Source organism: Blautia sp. SC05B48, from assembly GCF_005848555.1.
Taxonomy (GTDB): Bacteria; Bacillota; Clostridia; order Lachnospirales; family Lachnospiraceae; genus Blautia_A.
Map to the genome: position 1 here is coordinate 2,042,289 of NZ_CP040518.1, position 16,373 is coordinate 2,058,661.

Consider the following 16,373-nt stretch of genomic DNA (forward strand, 5'->3'; position numbering starts at 1 on the left):
ATGCCTCACAGTTGCGATTTCAGGCTGTGTATGGTAATATGGGACAGGAATGGCCTGAAAAACGGAAAGGCCTGTTTAAAGAGTATCTGAAAAATACTGTAAATAAATATATCGAAAGGACGTATATAGAGAGATGAAATTAGGAATCGTAGGTCTTCCTAACGTAGGAAAAAGTACATTATTCAATTCACTGACAAAAGCCGGAGCAGAATCCGCAAACTATCCGTTCTGTACTATCGACCCCAATGTGGGTGTTGTAACCGTTCCGGATGAGAGACTGAATCTTCTCGGAGATTTTTATAAATCAAAAAAAGTAACACCGGCAGTGATCGAATTCGTCGATATTGCAGGTCTTGTAAAAGGCGCATCTAAAGGAGAGGGACTTGGAAACCAGTTCCTTGCAAATATCCGTGAGGTAGATGCTATCGTTCACGTAGTACGTTGCTTTGAGGATTCCAATGTTGTTCATGTAGATGGAAGCATTGATCCGCTCCGCGATATAGAGACCATTAATCTGGAGCTTGTTTTCTCTGATCTTGAGATCCTCGAGAGAAGAATTGCCAAGGTTACCAAGACTGCACGTATGGATAAGGAAGCTGCCAAAGAGCTTACATTCCTTGAAAAAGTAAAGGCGCATCTGGAAGAGGGACAGCTTGCCATTACTCTTGAAACAGAGAACGAAGACGAGGATGCATGGCTTGCAACTTATAATCTTCTTACTGCAAAACCGGTGATCTATGCGGCTAATGTTGCAGAGGATGATATCGCAGATGATGGGGCGAACAATCAGTATGTACAGGCAGTACGGGAATACGCTGCCAAACAGAACAGCGAGGTATTTGTGATCTGTGCACAGATCGAGGAAGAAATCTCCGAGCTGGATGAAGATGAGAGAAAGATGTTCCTGGAGGATCTGGGACTGACAGAATCCGGCCTTGAGAAGCTGGTGCGCGCAAGCTATCACCTTCTTGGTCTTATGAGCTTCCTGACAGCAGGAGAAGATGAGACAAGAGCATGGACCATCAAGATCGGAACCAAGGCACCGCAGGCAGCAGGTAAGATCCACACAGACTTTGAACGTGGATTTATCAAAGCAGAGGTTGTGAATTATCAGGATCTTCTGGATTGCGGTTCCTATGCAGGTGCCAGAGAGAAGGGCCTTGTACGTATGGAAGGAAAAGAGTACGTTGTACAGGACGGAGATGTGATCTTATTCAGATTTAACGTGTGATCACCAACGTCGTGAAATACCGGCTGTAAGCTGAAAAATTATAACAGGTGATTTTATGGATATGTCAATTCGGTTTCCCGGATTAAATCTGGTTTTGGATTATGTGCCGAGATCCTTTGAGATTTTTGGCTTTGAGATCACGATCTATGGCGTCCTGATCGCGATAGGAATGCTTCTGGGAATCTTTTTTGTGGTACTGGAAGCCAGAAGAAATCATGAAGATCCGGATGCATATCTGGATCTGGCCATCATAACGCTGCTTTCCGGTGTGGCAGGGGCGAGGCTGCTTTATGCGGCTTTTTCCTGGAGCCTTTATAAAAATGATCCGGGACAGCTTCTGAATATACGGTCCGGAGGACTTATGTTTTATGGAGGACTTCTGGGCGGTGTGCTAGGTGGTGCGATCTACTGCAGGATCCGAAAGAAATCCTTCTGTCAGATGGCAGATCTTGCATGCATGGGACTTCTGATCGGGCAGATAATAGGAAAGTGGGGAAGCTTTTTTAACAGAGAATCTTTCGGGGAATATGCAGACAACATTTTTTCCATGCAGTTGCCGCTGACTGCGGTACGGGCAGGAGAGGTCACCACGGCTATGCGTGAAAAGCTTCAAACCGTGGACGGTGGTACCTGGATTTTGGTACAGCCCATGTTTTTCTATGAAAGTCTCTGGTGTCTGCTTGTGCTTTTGGTGCTTATGATGCTGCTTCGCAAAAAAGTATTCCAGGGAGAGATATTTCTGAGATATCTGGCGAGCTATGGTCTGGGAAGAGCAGTGATCCAGTGGTTCCGCACAGATAAAGTACTGTTTCCGGGAACCGGCGTGGATGTTTCGCTGGTGATCTCGGTAATACTTTTTGTTTTTTGCACCGTGGTAGTTGCAGTAAAACGCGTGATGTCCAGAAAGCGGGCAAAAGTACGGATGAGAAGGATCGAGAAAGATCAGCAGGCAGAGAAAGAAGCTGAACAGCAACGGGAAAATGCAGCAGAGAATCTGGAAACAGAGACTGTACAGGGAGAAAAAAATGGACCAGAACGAGATACAGCAGAAAGAGGAAGCTCTTCGGAAAGCGTCACTTTTGCAGCAGCTGCAGGAGGAACGGAAGAAGCTGGACAGCCAGATCAGGAGCAGGAGCGATCTTCTGAAGAATCTGGAGGCCAGCCAAAAAGTTGACCGTATTCTGGAATTATATTACGGAAACTGAGATCAAACAGATACAGATGCTTTTGTCTGATGGATCAGAGTATAGGATAAGATACCGGCATTTGAATGATAAGAGCAGCAGAACACTGCCCTGCAGGAAAACGTCTTCTGCGACGTTTCCGGCAGGGCAGTTTTTGTGCTGTGCAGCAGGAATATATCAGTACATCTTTCGGAAATCCAGGGGAGTTGTGCCTGTGACTTTACGGAACATGGCGATAAAGTGGCTGGCGTCGGAAAATCCGGAAGCGCTGGCAACATCCTGGATCTTCATATCCGGTCTGGAAAGCAGAAGCTCACGGGCGCGGCTGATGCGGTACATGGTAACGTATTCGTAAACCGAGCAGCCCATAAAACGGCGGAACAGACGGGAAAGATACTGCGGAGAGACAAAAACGCTCCGGCTCAGCTGCGCTGCAGTGATATCCTGCTGATAACCGGTTTCGATTTCTTTTATTACCGGGATCACATATCTCTGGTAGAGAGGATTATCCTGTATCTTCGGAGAAGCTGCACAGTCTGTAAAATTCATAAGAAAGTTGTAGCAGTCGGAAGAAAGAGATTTCATATCCGGTGTGGGCTGATGATATTTACGCAAGGTAGAAGAAATCATTTTCCGGATACTGGCCCCCTGTTCCTTTTCAACAAGGATCACTTCCTGGTTGTCTGTCATGGAAGGGATGCTGCCTGCCAGTGTTCCTGTGAAGGTGGCAAACATTGTGGTCCAGGAAGTAGACTCTCTGTGATAGGAATGAGGGACACCGGGAGCGATGAGGATGCCCTCGTTGGCTCCGAGAGTATAAAATTTTCCACGGACTTCAATGCGTCCGGTACCCTTTTCAGTCTGGAGGTAATGATAATACGGATATCCGTCCGGACGGAAGATATTAACCTGATTCCAGTGGTTCCCAAGAGATTCAAACATGAAGGGAGCACTGACCGGAGTATTTCTGAAATAGATCGACATGATATTCACCTGTTTCTAAATGTTATATATTTTGGCGAAACATATTATACCATAATCCGGTGGATTATACTATAATGATCATAGCATAAAAAAACGAAGGATCCGGCAGAAAAACAGAAGCCGCCGGACAGGAGGAAAAAATGAAAAGATTTGATCATTCTCTGTTAAAAGATCCCCGGTATTTCAGCGATGGAAGAATGGATGCTCATTCAGATCATACGTATTATCGCTGTGAGGAAGAGAGAGAAGATGGAAAAACTTCTTTCCGTCACAGCCTGAATGGTCTCTGGAAGTTCCATTATGCACGGAATTATGCATCTGCCATCCCAGGTTTTGAGGAAGAAGCATATTCCTGCAAGGACTGGGAGGATATTTATGTGCCGGCACATATCCAGATGGAAGGATATGATGCACCGCAGTATGCCAATGTCCAGTATCCGTGGGAAGGCCATGAAGAACTTCATCCGGGACAGATCCCGGAACGTTTTAACCCGGTGGCAAGCTATGTGAAATATTTCCATGTGCCGGAGAGCATGAAAGGAAAAAGAGTATTTGTCTCATTCCAGGGAGCAGAGAGCGGACTGGCTCTGTGGCTCAATGGAAAATTTGTGGGATACAGTGAAGATTCTTTTACTCCGTCAGAATTTGAGCTTACGGAATATCTGAAGGACGGCGAGAACAAGCTGGCGGCACAGGTGTTCAAATGGACAGCCAGCAGCTGGTGCGAGGATCAGGATTTTTACCGTTTTTCCGGAATTTACAGAGATGTTTATCTGTTTACGGTACCGGATGTCCATGTATATGATCTCAGGATCCGTGCCATTCCGGATGAAACTCTCAAAAAAGCCGAGCTTGAGATCGTGACCAGTACCTGGGGAAAAGGAAAAATGAAGCTTACACTTTCCGGAAAGGGAGAGGTTCTTTTGCAGGAGGAAAGATCTCTGAACGGAGAGGATACCTGTACCTGGGAGATTCAGGATCCCCTTCTCTGGAGTGCAGAAGAGCCGAATCTCTATGATCTGGAGCTGGAGATCAGTGATGAAAGCGGAAAGCTCCAGGAGATCATCCCGGAGAAAGTTGGTTTCCGCCGTTTTGAAATGAAGGATGGTATCATGACCCTTAACGGAAAACGTATCGTATTCAAGGGTGTGAACCGCCATGAGTTCAGCTCCGTCACAGGAAGACATGTGTCCCGTGAGGAACTGCTCAAAGACATCGTGATCATGAAACAGAACAACATCAATGCAATCCGTACCTGTCATTATCCGGATGCATCTCCGATCTACCATCTCTGCGATGAATATGGTATTTACATGATCGCAGAAAACAATCTGGAGTCTCACGGAACCTGGGATATAGCAGAATTTACCGGAGATTACACGGATATCGTTCCGCACAACAAACCGGAATGGCTGGGCATGATGCTGGACCGTGTAAATTCCATGTATCAGCGTGACAAGAACCACCCGGCGATCCTGATCTGGTCCTGTGGAAATGAATCCTTTGGCGGAAAAGATATCTTTGAGATGTCTGAGTTTTACCGCAAGAATGATCCTACAAGACTGGTACATTATGAGGGGGTTATCCATGACCGCAGCTACAATGCTACCAGTGACATGGAAAGCCAGATGTATACTTCCGTAGAAGCGATCCGGGAGTTCCTTGCAAAGGATGACAGCAAGCCGTTTATCTGTTGTGAGTATACCCATGCAATGGGAAATTCCTGCGGCGCAATGCATAAATATACAGATCTTACAGATACAGAACCGAAATATCAGGGTGGCTTTATCTGGGATTACATTGATCAGTCTATTTACAAAAAAGACCGTTACGGAAAAGAATTCCAGGCATACGGCGGAGACTTTGGTGAACGTCCTACGGATTATAATTTCAGTGGAAACGGTATCGCATACGGCGGTGACAGAGATGCTTCTCCAAAGATGCAGGAGGTAAAATTCAACTACCAGAATATCACTGCGCAGGTAAGTGAGGATTCTGTTAAGATCATCAACAAAAATCTTTTTGTAAATACGGACACATTCCGATGTGAAGTGACTCTTGCAAAGAACGGTCATGTTCTCCGCACAGAGACACTGGATACAGCGGTGGAGCCTTTAAGCCAACAGACCTACAGACTTCCATTTGGAAAACAGCAGCGCCCGGGCGAATATACGGTAACCGTAGCCTTCCTTCTCAGAGAAAAAACACTCTGGGCAGAGGCAGGGCATGAGGTTGCTTTCGGCCAGCATGTTTATCAGGTGGAAGGAATACCGGAAGCTCCTGCGAGTGGCGTGGAGCTTGTGAGAAGCCTTCATAACATCGGTGTCCGCGGGGAAAATTTCGAAGTGCTGTTCTCTGTTCTCAATGGTGGCCTGGTTTCGTATAAATATGCAGGAAGAGAAATGATCGAAGCGATCCCGAAGCCCAACTTCTGGAGAGCACCTACAGATAATGATTGCGGAAGTCTGATGCAGATGCGTTATGCACAGTGGAAGATCGCCAGCATGTACGCAAGTCATAAGGATTACCGAAAAGGTATGTATGGTCCGGCCAATGCTCCGGAGACAACGGTTCACGAAAACAGCGTGGAGGTTGCTTTTACCTACATCCTGCCAACTACGCCTGCCAGTGAATGCCGCCTTGCCTATGAGGTAACCGGAGATGGAAGAGTAAAGACAACGCTGACCTATGATCCTGTAAAAGAGCTGGGCGATATGCCGGAGTTCGGAGTACTCTTTAAATTCAATGCGGATTATGATCATGTTCAGTGGTACGGCCTGGGACCGGCAGAGACTTATGCAGACCGGAAGCATGGCGCAAAACTCGGCATTTATGAGAATCTCGTGACAGACAATATGGCACGCTATCTTGTGCCGCAGGAATGCGGAAACAAAGAGGAAGTACGCTGGGCAAAGATCACAGACAGAAAGGGTAGAGGAATGCTCTTTGAGATGGATAAAGAAAACGGCCCGATGATGTTCTCAGCACTTCCATATACTCCTCATGAAATGGAAAATGCCATGCATCCCTATGAGCTTCCGGCAATCCATTATACCGTTGTCCGTGCTGCAAAGGCGCAGATGGGTGTTGGAGGAGATGACAGCTGGGGTGCCCGCACGCATCCGGAATACCTCCTGGATACCAATGGAAAGATGAAATTTTCCTTTGCGTTCAAAGGTCTTTAAAATGTCATAAAATAACAGAACATAAAGTCAGAAAAAAGCTTCCGGCGACTGTCCGGAAGCTTTTTCGTTTCATAATAATGCACAGAAAATAAACAGGTTGAAAAAAAACCTGTGGATATTTCATGAAATGAAAAAAAACTTGGATATGCACTTGTTTTTTCATGGTAAATAGTTTAAAATGATTACATAAGTGGTAGAAAGTGGTGAATAGTGGTAGCGAATGGGGATGAGTGGCAGAACACACCATTTGCGCCCTGGAAGCACGAAGGGGAGAATCGTGTTTCACGAGAGTAGGTGGGTTTCATGTTCATGGGCGAGTATAATCATACGATCGACGCGAAGGGGCGTCTGATCATCCCTTCCAGGTTCAGGGAACTCTTAGGGGAAGAGTTCGTACTGACAAGAGGGTTGGATGGTTGCCTTTCTATTTATCCGATGGATGAATGGGTTGCCTTTGAAGAGAAACTCCGAGCATTACCACTTACAAATAAAGACGCAAGAACCTTTTCACGTTTCTTTGTAGCCGGAGCTACAGCATGTCAGCTGGATAAGCAGGGAAGAATCCTGGTGCCGCAGACGCTGCGCCAGTTCGCTGGTCTGGATAAGGATGTGGTGCTTACGGGTAATCTGAACCGGATCGAGGTTTGGAGCAAAGAGAAGTGGAGCGAGAACTGCAATTATGATGATATGGACAGCATTGCGGAAAGCATGCAGAACATAGGAATCGTCATTTGAGCATAACGCAGGTAGAAATCCCACAGGAGACGGATATGGAATTTAAGCATAAATCTGTATTACTCGATGAGACCATTAACGGCTTAAGGGTAAAGCCGGATGGAATCTATGTGGATGGCACTTTAGGAGGAGCGGGACACGCCACAGAGGTGTGTAAGAAACTTTCTGCCAAGGGGAGATTTATTGGCATAGATCAAGACCAGGATGCGATAATTGCTGCGAGTGAACGGCTGTCAGCCTTTAATCAGGTGACAATCATTCGCAGCAATTATTGTTACATGGCAGATGAGCTGAGATCCCGTGGCATTGAGAAGGTGGACGGGATCCTGCTGGATTTAGGAGTGTCATCTTATCAGCTGGATAATGAAGAGAGAGGTTTTTCTTATCGGTACGATTCTCCTCTGGACATGCGAATGGACAGAAGACAGAGCCGTACAGCCGGTGATATTGTCAACGGCTATGAGGAACGGGAACTGTATCGTATTATCCGTGATTACGGCGAAGACAAATTTGCCAAAAATATAGCGAAACACATTGTGGCTGCCAGAGAGCAGGCACCGATCCGGACAACCGGAGAACTGACAGAGATCATACGGGGTGCGATCCCCATGAAAATACAGGCTACAGGAGGACATCCGGCCAAGAGGACTTTTCAGGCAATACGTATTGAGCTCAACCGGGAGCTTGACGTGCTCAGGGATTCCCTGGACGGCATGATCGATCTCCTGGATGACGGAGGAAGGATCTGTATCATTACATTCCATTCTCTGGAAGACAGGATTGTCAAGACCATTTTCCGAAAAAATGAAAATCCCTGTACCTGCCCGCCGGATTTTCCGGTCTGTGTATGCGGAAAGAAATCCAAGGGGAAGGTGATCACAAGGAAACCGATCTTACCGGGAAAAGAGGAAATGGAAGAGAATCCGAGATCCAAAAGTGCGAAGCTTCGTATTTTTGAACGGAAAATGTAGTTGAGAGATGGAAGGTAGGCAAATGGCGAAGACAGGAAGAGGGACTACAGCCAGAAGAAATCGAAATACCGTCAGGAACAGCAGAGAAATGTATGTTCAGGGAAATGCGGTAAAACGGTTGCAGGAAGTTCCTCAGAGGACTGATCTGCCCGAGATACAGGAAAGGCGACGGCTGGCTCAGAAAAGAAAACAGAAATCCGCAGTACCTGTGACACCGGCAAAACAGATGGTGAGCAGACAGGCACAGCGGAACCGGGAAAAGGCAATGGCCATGAACAAGGGGTTCGTTCTGTTTCTTACGGCAGTTTCCATCGCAGTACTTTTTACCTGTATCAATTATCTTCAGGTAAAATCCGAAATCACGGCGAGTATGAAAAATGTTGCAAATCTGGAATCTGAGCTTGCACAGCTGAAAGAAGATAACGATGCATATTACAGTCAGGTCACTTCTACAGTGGATATCAGCGAGATCAAGAAAAAAGCTATCGGCGAGCTTGGAATGAAATATCCTTCGGAGGATCAGATACAGACTTATACCACTGAAGGAAACAGTTATGTGAGACAGTATCAGGATGTGGACACACACAAGTAGCAGAAGTACAGTTTTTAAGCAGGTGATCGATTGAGTACAAGAAGGCGCAGGCCGGTAAAAAAAATAAATTACAGTATGAAGAAAAAGCTGGCAGTACTATTTTCCTTAGTGTTGCTGGCTTTAGTCGGTTTGGTGGCAAGAATTACCTATATCAATGCCACCAGCGGAAGCAAATATCGAAAGCAGGTGCTGAGCCAGGCTCAGCAGAAATATGAAAATCAGACACTCCCGGCAAAAAGAGGAGATATCTATGACCGGAACGGAAATATCCTGGCAACCAGCAACAAGGTCTATAATGTGATCCTTGACTGTCTGGAGGTCAATAAGGATCAGGATTCCGTGGAGCCTACCATCAAGGCGCTTGTAGAAGTTCTGGGACTTGATGAAGATGAGATGCGGAAGCTTCTCACCGACAGCGGTACAAAGGAAAGTCAGTATCAGATCGTAAAGAAACAGATCTCCATGGACGACAAAAAAGCCTTCGAAAAATACGAAGATCCGGGAGACGACAGTGAACTGACTGCCACGCAGCTGAAAGAACGTTCCAAGATCACAGGTGTATGGTTTGAAGAAGATTATCTCAGATCTTATCCGTTTAATGAGACTGCCTGTGATACCATTGGATTTACACTTTCCAGAGATGTGGCGGATGCCGGACTGGAAGGATATTACAATGCGACACTTACCGGCGTGGATGGAAGACAATACGGATACATCAACAACAATTCCGACGTAGAACAGACGATTATCGAACCGACGGATGGCAAAAGCATTGAGACCTCGCTGGATCTGGGACTTCAGCAGATCGTGGAAAAATACGTAAATACCTTTGAAGAAAAGATGGGAGCCAAAAATGTAGGCGTGATCATCGAGGATCCGAAAACAGGAGAGATCCTGGCAATGGATGGCGGTGACCGTTATGATCTGAATAACCCGAGAGATCTTTCAAACGTGTATTCCCAGAGTGAGATCGATGCCATGAACGATGAGGAGACCGTAGATGCGCTGAACGGAATGTGGAGTAATTTCTGCGTGACAGATGCCTACGAGCCGGGATCGGTTGTAAAGCCTATCGTTATGGGCTCCGCACTTGAAATGGGAGCGATTTCCGAGAGCGATAATTTTGTCTGTGACGGCGGACAGTCTTTTGGAGCGGAAGGTGCGACTACTTTCATCAAATGTGCGGTATGGCCGGATGCTCACGGGACAGAAGCTCTTTCCGATGTCATTGCCAATTCCTGCAACGATGGTATGATGCAGATCGCAGCAAAGATGGGAAAAGATAATTTCCTTAAGACACAAAGCGTTTTCAATTTCGGAACAAGAACCGGTATCGATCTTCCCAATGAGGGAAGCGGTGTGATCCATACCAGCGATACCATGGGAGAAACGGAGCTTGCATGCTCTGCTTTCGGACAGGGATATACACTGACCATGATCCAGGAGATCAATGCAATGTGTTCTGTTATCAATGGAGGATACTACTATCAGCCTCATCTGGTGACGAAGATCAAGGACAGCAGCGGCGGAATCGTAAAAACGATCTCTCCGACACTGATGAAGCAGACGATTTCCGAGAAGATATCTGCAGACATCCGTTCCTACATGGCAGCCAGTGTAGACCATGGTACCAGCCGTACCTCCAAGGTGCAGGGCTACAGCTCCGGTGGTAAAACCGGTACTGCCGAGAAGCTTCCGCGAGGCAATGGCAAGTATCTGGTATCTTTTATCGGATTTGCACCGGTAGATGATCCGGCACTTGTGATCTATGTAGTTGTGGATGAGCCGAAGGTAGATGATCAGGCAAGCAGTACGTACGCACAGTACATTGCACAGGGAATCCTTTCCGAAGCACTTCCGTATCTGAATGTACAGCCGGATGAGGCAGAGGATGGAGAAGTTCCGACTACAGAGCTGTGGGAACTTTTTAAGGGAATCAGCGATTCTGCAACAGGAACCGGCGCAGACGGGCAGAAGGAGGCAATTTCCGATGAGAATGTACCAAGTCCGCCGGAAGATGAGTCGGAGGACAGTGATACCGAAGATAATAACGATATGCAGAGCGAAGGTCTTACCAACGAGGAGGCCGGTCTGGAATAGATAAAAAGAATACCCTCTCAGGGGAACGTCATATATTACAGTGACTACCTCTGAGAGGGATTTTTTATGATCCGGACCATGGTTTATCACAGGAAAAAAATATGGGTGGTTTTTCTGATCTGCATAATGCTTCTTCTGGGACTTGTGGGAAGACTCTGGTATCTTATGAACGTCCGGGCAGAATATTATTCAAAAAAGGCGGAGAATCTTCATGAGAGGGAACGTGACATAAAAGCAGCCAGGGGAAAGATCCTGGACATCAGGGGAAATATTCTGGCAGATAACCGGACAGTCTGCACCGTATCGGTGATACACAGCCAGATCAAAGATTCGGAAAAAGTGATCCGGGTACTTTCCGGAGTATTGTCCGTGAAAGAAGAGGAAATCCGGAAAAAAGTTGAAAAAGTTTCTTCTATTGAAAGAATACAGACAAATGTGGAAAAAAGCATTGGAGACAGGATCCGGGAATATGACCTTGAGGGAGTGAAGGTAGATGAGGATTATCGGAGATATTATCCCTATGGATCTCTCGCTTCAAAAGTACTGGGATTTACCGGAGGCGATAATCAGGGGATCATTGGTCTTGAAGTGAAATACGATGAGATCCTGAAAGGAGAGCCCGGGAAGATCCTCACAGTTACGGATGCACGTGGTGTGGAGATCGACGGAACCGGAGAACGGAGGAAGGAACCGGTGTCAGGAAATACTCTGCGTACCAGTCTGGATGTTAATATCCAGGAATATGTGCAGCAGGCAGCCGGTAAAGTTATGGAAGAAAAACAGGCGGAGAGAGTATCCATACTACTTATGAACCCTCAGAACGGAGAAATCTATGCCTGTGTCAATGTGCCCGAATTTGATCTGAACGATCCGTTTACTCTGAATACAGAAGAAACAGCAGCAGAGGGAGAAAAAAAGCAGGATCTTCTGAACCGGATGTGGAGAAATCCCTGCCTGAATGATACCTATGAACCTGGTTCGACTTTTAAGATCATCACTATGGCAGCGGGACTGGAAGAAGGTGTTGTGTCAACAGAGGATCGTTTTTTCTGTCCGGGCTATAAGGTGGTGGAGGACCGGCGGATCCACTGTGCAAAGAGAACAGGACATGGTGCGCAGAGTTTTGTAGAAGGCGCCCAGAACTCCTGCAACCCGGTATTTATTGAGGTAGGTCTGCGGCTTGGAGCAGACCGTTATTACAAATATTTTAAACAGTTCGGACTTTTAAAAAAAACAGGAATAGATCTTCCGGGAGAGGCAGGAACGATCATGCATAACCCCAAAAATATGGGAGAGGTGGAGCTTGCCACGGTATCCTTTGGCCAGTCGTTTCAGATCACACCGATCCAGCTTGCAACAACCGTCAGTGGGATCATCAATGGCGGAAACCGGATCACACCTCATTTTGGGATCAGCGTGGAAAGTGCGGACGGAACAAAGGTGCGGACACTGGAATATCCGGTGGAAAGCGGGATCGTGTCCGGTGAGACTTCCCGGACAGTACGTACGATCCTGGAAACTGTAGTTTCAGAAGGCTCCGGAAAAAATGCCGGGATCAAGGGGTTTTCTATTGGGGGAAAAACAGCTACCTCTCAGACACTGCCCAGAGGCTCAGGCAGATATATTTCTTCATTTCTGGGGTTTGCCCCGGCAGAGGATCCGAAGGTCCTGGCTCTTTGTATCATCTATGCACCTCAGGGTATGTATTATGGCGGGATCATTGCCGCACCGGTGGTACGCAGTATTTTTGAAAATGTACTTCCCTATCTTGGAATCGAGAGGACAGTTACGGAAACTCCATCCGGGGAAAACCGGGCAGATGGGGTTGATTAATGAGGATAAAAGCCTTATACTGTTGAAGAAGTATAAAAAAACGAAAGAATTAGAGGTGTGAGGATGGAGTTTCATGTTGTGATCCCTGTGCTGATCTCATTTGCGATCAGCCTTGTATTAGGACCGATTGTTATCCCTTTTTTAAGAAGACTTAAAATGGGACAGACAGAGAGAGAGCTGGGTGTGCAGTCTCACCTGAAAAAGAATGGCACCCCTACTATGGGTGGAGTGATCTTTCTCATTGCAACAACTGTAACATCACTGTTTTATATCAGAGATTATCCGATGATCATCCCGGTACTTTTCCTGACACTGGGATTTGGACTGATCGGATTTCTGGATGATTATCTGAAGGTAGTCCTGAAGCGTTCTGACGGACTTCTGCCATGGCAGAAAATGGCACTGCAGATCGTTGTGACAGCTGTATTTGCTTTTTATCTTGTAAATTATTCCAACGTATCCCTGACTATGAAGATCCCGTTCTGGAGCGGACATTATCTGAACCTGGGATGGTTTGCGGTTCCGGTACTGTTCTTTGCGGTGATCGGTACAGTAAACGGAGTCAATTTTACGGATGGACTTGACGGACTGGCTTCCAGTGTTACCCTGATCGTGGCAGTATTCTTTACGGTGGTTTCCCTTGGAATGGAAAGTGGTGTGGAACCTATCACCTGTGCAGTTGTGGGCAGTCTTATGGGATTCCTTCTGTTTAATGTATATCCTGCCAAGGTATTTATGGGAGACACCGGTTCTCTGGCATTGGGAGGATTTGTGGCTGGTGTGGCTTATGCCATGCAGATGCCGCTGTTTATCATCCTGGTCGGACTGATCTACCTTGTGGAGGTATTGTCTGTTATGCTCCAGGTATCCTATTTCAAGGCAACACACGGAAAAAGAATTTTCAAGATGGCGCCTATCCACCATCATTTTGAGCTTTGTGGGTGGTCCGAGACACGGGTTGTTGCAGTGTTCTCTGTTGTAACTGCTATTATGTGCCTGATCGCTCTCCTGGCATTATAAGGAGGAACAGAAAAATGGATTTAAAAGGAAAAAAGGTTCTCGTTTTCGGAGCCGGAAAAAGCGGCATCGGAGCAGCTGATCTGCTTGGAAGTGCAGGAGCACAGCCGGTGATCTATGACGGAAACGCAGATCTTGATAAAGAGGTAGTTTTACATAAAACAAACGGAAAATACACCCCGGAGATCTGGGCCGGAGATTTTCCGGAGAGAGCGCTGGACATTCTTGATCTCGTAGTGCTAAGCCCGGGAGTTCCCACAGACCTTCCGCTGGTAAAGAGCTTCTATGAAAAGGGCCTTCCGGTATGGAGCGAGGTGGAGCTTGCCTACCGTACAGGCAAGGGAGAGGTTCTTGCGATCACAGGAACCAACGGTAAGACAACAACTACAGCACTCCTCGGAAAGATCATGGGAGATGCCCGTGAATCTGTATTTGTTGTAGGAAATATCGGAACTGCATATACATCCAAATCATTGGAGATGAGGGAGGATTCCGTAACTGTTGCGGAGATCAGCAGCTTCCAGCTGGAGACCATTGACCAGTTCCGCCCGAAGGTAAGTGCGATCCTCAACATCACAGAGGATCATCTGAACCGTCATCATACCATGGAGGAATACATCCGTGTAAAAGAACTGATCACCAAAAATCAGGGACCGGAAGATGTATGTGTTCTGAATTACGAGGATGAAGTCCTTCGTAAATTCGGTGAAAATATCGTTCCGAAGGTGGTATATTTCTCAAGTCTTCGCAAACTGGATAGGGGAATCTATCTGGACGGAGACCAGATCATTCTCAAAACAGAAAAAGAAGAGATCCCGATCGTAAAAACCGGAGAGCTTAAGATCCTGGGACGTCATAATCACGAGAATGTAATGGCAGCAGCAGCCATGGCATATTATGCGGGAGTTTCTGTGGAGAGTATCCGCAAGAGTGTCTGTGAGTTTGTGGCAGTTCCACACAGGATCGAGTATGTGACGGAGAAAAACGGTGTTGCATATTACAACGATTCCAAGGGAACCAATCCGGATGCGGCCATCAAGGGGATTCAGGCAATGAACCGTCCGACTCTTCTGATCGGCGGCGGCTACGACAAGGAATCCAGCTACGATGAGTGGATAGAATCCTTCGACGGAAAAGTCCGTTATCTTGTTCTCATCGGTCAGACGAAAGAGAAGATCAAAGCAGCAGCAGAACGTCTTGGATTTACAGATATCATCCTCTGCGAGGATCTGAAGGAAGCTGTCCGGGTCTGTGCGGAAAAAGCTAATCCCGGAGATGCAGTTCTGCTTTCACCGGCATGTGCGAGCTGGGGACAGTTTGATAATTATGAGCAGCGCGGTGACATGTTCAAGGAATATGTGAAAGCACTGTAATAATCCGAAAAATACATACATAAGCTGAAATAAAGACCACTGTGGAGGCCATGCATGAAGGCAGGACAGAAACAGACCGGAAAGACAGATACCGTTCTCTGGGCACTGGTTCTGATTCTGGTGGTATTGGGACTCGGGGCGCTTTTTTCGGCAAGTGAATATAATGGCAGAGTACGTTTCCACGACTCTGCCTATTATTTTAAAAAGCAGCTCTTTGCCACGGCACTGGGGCTGCTTGTTATGTATCTGGCATCACGGGTAGATTACCGGCTGTTTGTAAAGCTGGCGCCGGCTGCCTATATTTTTTCACTGTTTCTGTCTGCTGCAGTCCTGCTTTTCGGACAGGAGATCAATGGGTCGAAGAGGTGGCTGAACCTGGGGCCGCTTTCCTTTCAGCCGTCGGAGTTTTCCAAGATGGCAGTGATATTGTTCCTGGTGTGGCAGATCAGCAATACAAAAAGCAAAACAACCGGATTCTGGTTTATCTGCAGGACTATGATGACTTTGCTTCCGGTAGCAGGTCTGGTGGGCTCCAATAACTTAAGCACAGCGGTGATCATTCTAGGAATCGGTGTGCTGCTGATCTTTGTGGCCAATCCCAGATATCTGCAGTTTCTCGCGCTTGGAGGTGCGGGGACAGGATTTATTGCGGTTTTTCTTGCTGCGGAGAGTTATCGTCTGGAACGCCTGGCAATCTGGCGGGATCCGGAAAAATATGAAAAAGGATTTCAGACCATACAGGGCCTGTATGCAATCGGAAGCGGAGGGATCTTTGGCAAGGGGTTCGGGAACAGTCTGCAGAAGCTGGGATTTGTCCCGGAAGCCCAGAATGATATGATATTTTCTATTGTGTGTGAGGAAACGGGGATACTGGGAGCCTTTCTGACACTTTTTCTGTTTGGTATCCTGATCTGGAGGCTCTGTATTCTGGCATTAAACTGCCGGGATCTGCAGGGAACGTTGCTGTGTGCCGGGATCATGGCACATATGGCGATCCAGGTAGTCCTGAATGTTGCAGTAGTAACGAATACGATTCCCAACACCGGGATCACTCTGCCCTTTGTAAGCTATGGCGGAACTTCTGTTGTTTTTCTTCTGGGGGAAATGGGGCTGGCCTTAAGTGTCAGCAGTCACAGACATGGAAGGATCACATAGAATAACAAGTAAG

The 16,373-nt window shown here is 46.9% G+C and carries 12 protein-coding genes; 11 read left to right on the plus strand and 1 reads right to left on the minus strand.

Features of this window, described 5'->3' with window-relative positions; all coding sequences use genetic code 11:
- Positions 1–133 precede the first annotated feature (133 nt).
- A complete protein-coding gene (gene ychF / locus EYS05_RS09380) occupies positions 134–1,231 on the plus strand; it encodes a redox-regulated ATPase YchF (protein WP_022426886.1) in 1,098 nt (365 codons plus the stop codon).
- Between the two features lie 55 nt (positions 1,232–1,286).
- On the plus strand, positions 1,287–2,405 hold the full coding sequence (gene lgt / locus EYS05_RS09385) for a prolipoprotein diacylglyceryl transferase (protein ID WP_138277069.1): 1,119 nt from the start codon (positions 1,287–1,289) through the stop codon (positions 2,403–2,405).
- Between the two features lie 187 nt (positions 2,406–2,592).
- On the opposite strand, the gene EYS05_RS09390 is transcribed toward lgt, so the two are convergent.
- Positions 2,593–3,399, minus strand: coding sequence for a helix-turn-helix domain-containing protein (locus EYS05_RS09390; RefSeq protein WP_138277070.1), 807 nt, complete (start codon positions 3,397–3,399; stop codon positions 2,593–2,595).
- A 140-nt stretch (positions 3,400–3,539) separates the two neighbouring features.
- Here EYS05_RS09390 and EYS05_RS09395 point away from each other — a divergent pair, with 140 nt between their 5' ends.
- From EYS05_RS09395 to EYS05_RS09435, 9 genes are all read left to right on the plus strand, one after another.
- Positions 3,540–6,584 carry a glycoside hydrolase family 2 TIM barrel-domain containing protein gene (locus EYS05_RS09395; RefSeq protein WP_138277071.1) on the plus strand — a complete coding sequence of 1,015 codons (3,045 nt, stop codon included), beginning with the start codon at positions 3,540–3,542 and terminating at the stop codon, positions 6,582–6,584.
- A gap of 303 nt (positions 6,585–6,887) precedes the next feature.
- The gene (gene mraZ / locus EYS05_RS09400; protein ID WP_118368801.1) at positions 6,888–7,319 is read left to right on the plus strand and encodes a division/cell wall cluster transcriptional repressor MraZ; all 432 of its coding nucleotides are present in this window, start codon (positions 6,888–6,890) and stop codon (positions 7,317–7,319) included.
- Positions 7,320–7,354: 35 nt separating this feature from the next.
- Positions 7,355–8,290, plus strand: a complete 936-nt coding sequence (gene rsmH, locus EYS05_RS09405; protein WP_118368800.1) for a 16S rRNA (cytosine(1402)-N(4))-methyltransferase RsmH — start codon at positions 7,355–7,357, stop codon at positions 8,288–8,290.
- Positions 8,291–8,312: 22 nt separating this feature from the next.
- Positions 8,313–8,882, plus strand: a complete 570-nt coding sequence (locus tag EYS05_RS09410; protein WP_118368799.1) for a hypothetical protein — start codon at positions 8,313–8,315, stop codon at positions 8,880–8,882.
- Between the two features lie 30 nt (positions 8,883–8,912).
- Positions 8,913–10,982, plus strand: a complete 2,070-nt coding sequence (locus tag EYS05_RS09415) for a peptidoglycan D,D-transpeptidase FtsI family protein (protein ID WP_243119074.1) — start codon at positions 8,913–8,915, stop codon at positions 10,980–10,982.
- Positions 10,983–11,048: 66 nt separating this feature from the next.
- Positions 11,049–12,815, plus strand: a complete 1,767-nt coding sequence (locus EYS05_RS09420) for a peptidoglycan D,D-transpeptidase FtsI family protein (protein ID WP_174235842.1) — start codon at positions 11,049–11,051, stop codon at positions 12,813–12,815.
- A 63-nt stretch (positions 12,816–12,878) separates the two neighbouring features.
- Positions 12,879–13,835, plus strand: coding sequence for a phospho-N-acetylmuramoyl-pentapeptide-transferase (gene mraY / locus EYS05_RS09425; protein ID WP_138277072.1), 957 nt, complete (start codon positions 12,879–12,881; stop codon positions 13,833–13,835).
- Between the two features lie 14 nt (positions 13,836–13,849).
- Positions 13,850–15,205 carry a UDP-N-acetylmuramoyl-L-alanine--D-glutamate ligase gene (murD, locus tag EYS05_RS09430; RefSeq protein ID WP_138277073.1) on the plus strand — a complete coding sequence of 452 codons (1,356 nt, stop codon included), beginning with the start codon at positions 13,850–13,852 and terminating at the stop codon, positions 15,203–15,205.
- 54 nt (positions 15,206–15,259) lie between these two features.
- The gene (locus EYS05_RS09435) at positions 15,260–16,360 is read left to right on the plus strand and encodes an FtsW/RodA/SpoVE family cell cycle protein (protein WP_138277074.1); all 1,101 of its coding nucleotides are present in this window, start codon (positions 15,260–15,262) and stop codon (positions 16,358–16,360) included.
- Positions 16,361–16,373 lie beyond the last annotated feature (13 nt).

Coding starts and splice junctions, on each gene's coding strand:
- mraZ (WP_118368801.1), top strand. CDS start 6,888: ATGTTCATGGGCGAGTATAATCATACGATCGACGCGAAGGGGCGTCTG.
- lgt (WP_138277069.1), top strand. CDS start 1,287: ATGGATATGTCAATTCGGTTTCCCGGATTAAATCTGGTTTTGGATTAT.
- EYS05_RS09420 (WP_174235842.1), top strand. CDS start 11,049: ATGATCCGGACCATGGTTTATCACAGGAAAAAAATATGGGTGGTTTTT.
- rsmH (WP_118368800.1), top strand. CDS start 7,355: ATGGAATTTAAGCATAAATCTGTATTACTCGATGAGACCATTAACGGC.
- EYS05_RS09410 (WP_118368799.1), top strand. CDS start 8,313: ATGGCGAAGACAGGAAGAGGGACTACAGCCAGAAGAAATCGAAATACC.
- EYS05_RS09395 (WP_138277071.1), top strand. CDS start 3,540: ATGAAAAGATTTGATCATTCTCTGTTAAAAGATCCCCGGTATTTCAGC.
- EYS05_RS09435 (WP_138277074.1), top strand. CDS start 15,260: ATGAAGGCAGGACAGAAACAGACCGGAAAGACAGATACCGTTCTCTGG.
- ychF (WP_022426886.1), top strand. CDS start 134: ATGAAATTAGGAATCGTAGGTCTTCCTAACGTAGGAAAAAGTACATTA.
- murD (WP_138277073.1), top strand. CDS start 13,850: ATGGATTTAAAAGGAAAAAAGGTTCTCGTTTTCGGAGCCGGAAAAAGC.
- mraY (WP_138277072.1), top strand. CDS start 12,879: ATGGAGTTTCATGTTGTGATCCCTGTGCTGATCTCATTTGCGATCAGC.
- EYS05_RS09390 (WP_138277070.1), bottom strand. CDS start 3,399: ATGTCGATCTATTTCAGAAATACTCCGGTCAGTGCTCCCTTCATGTTT.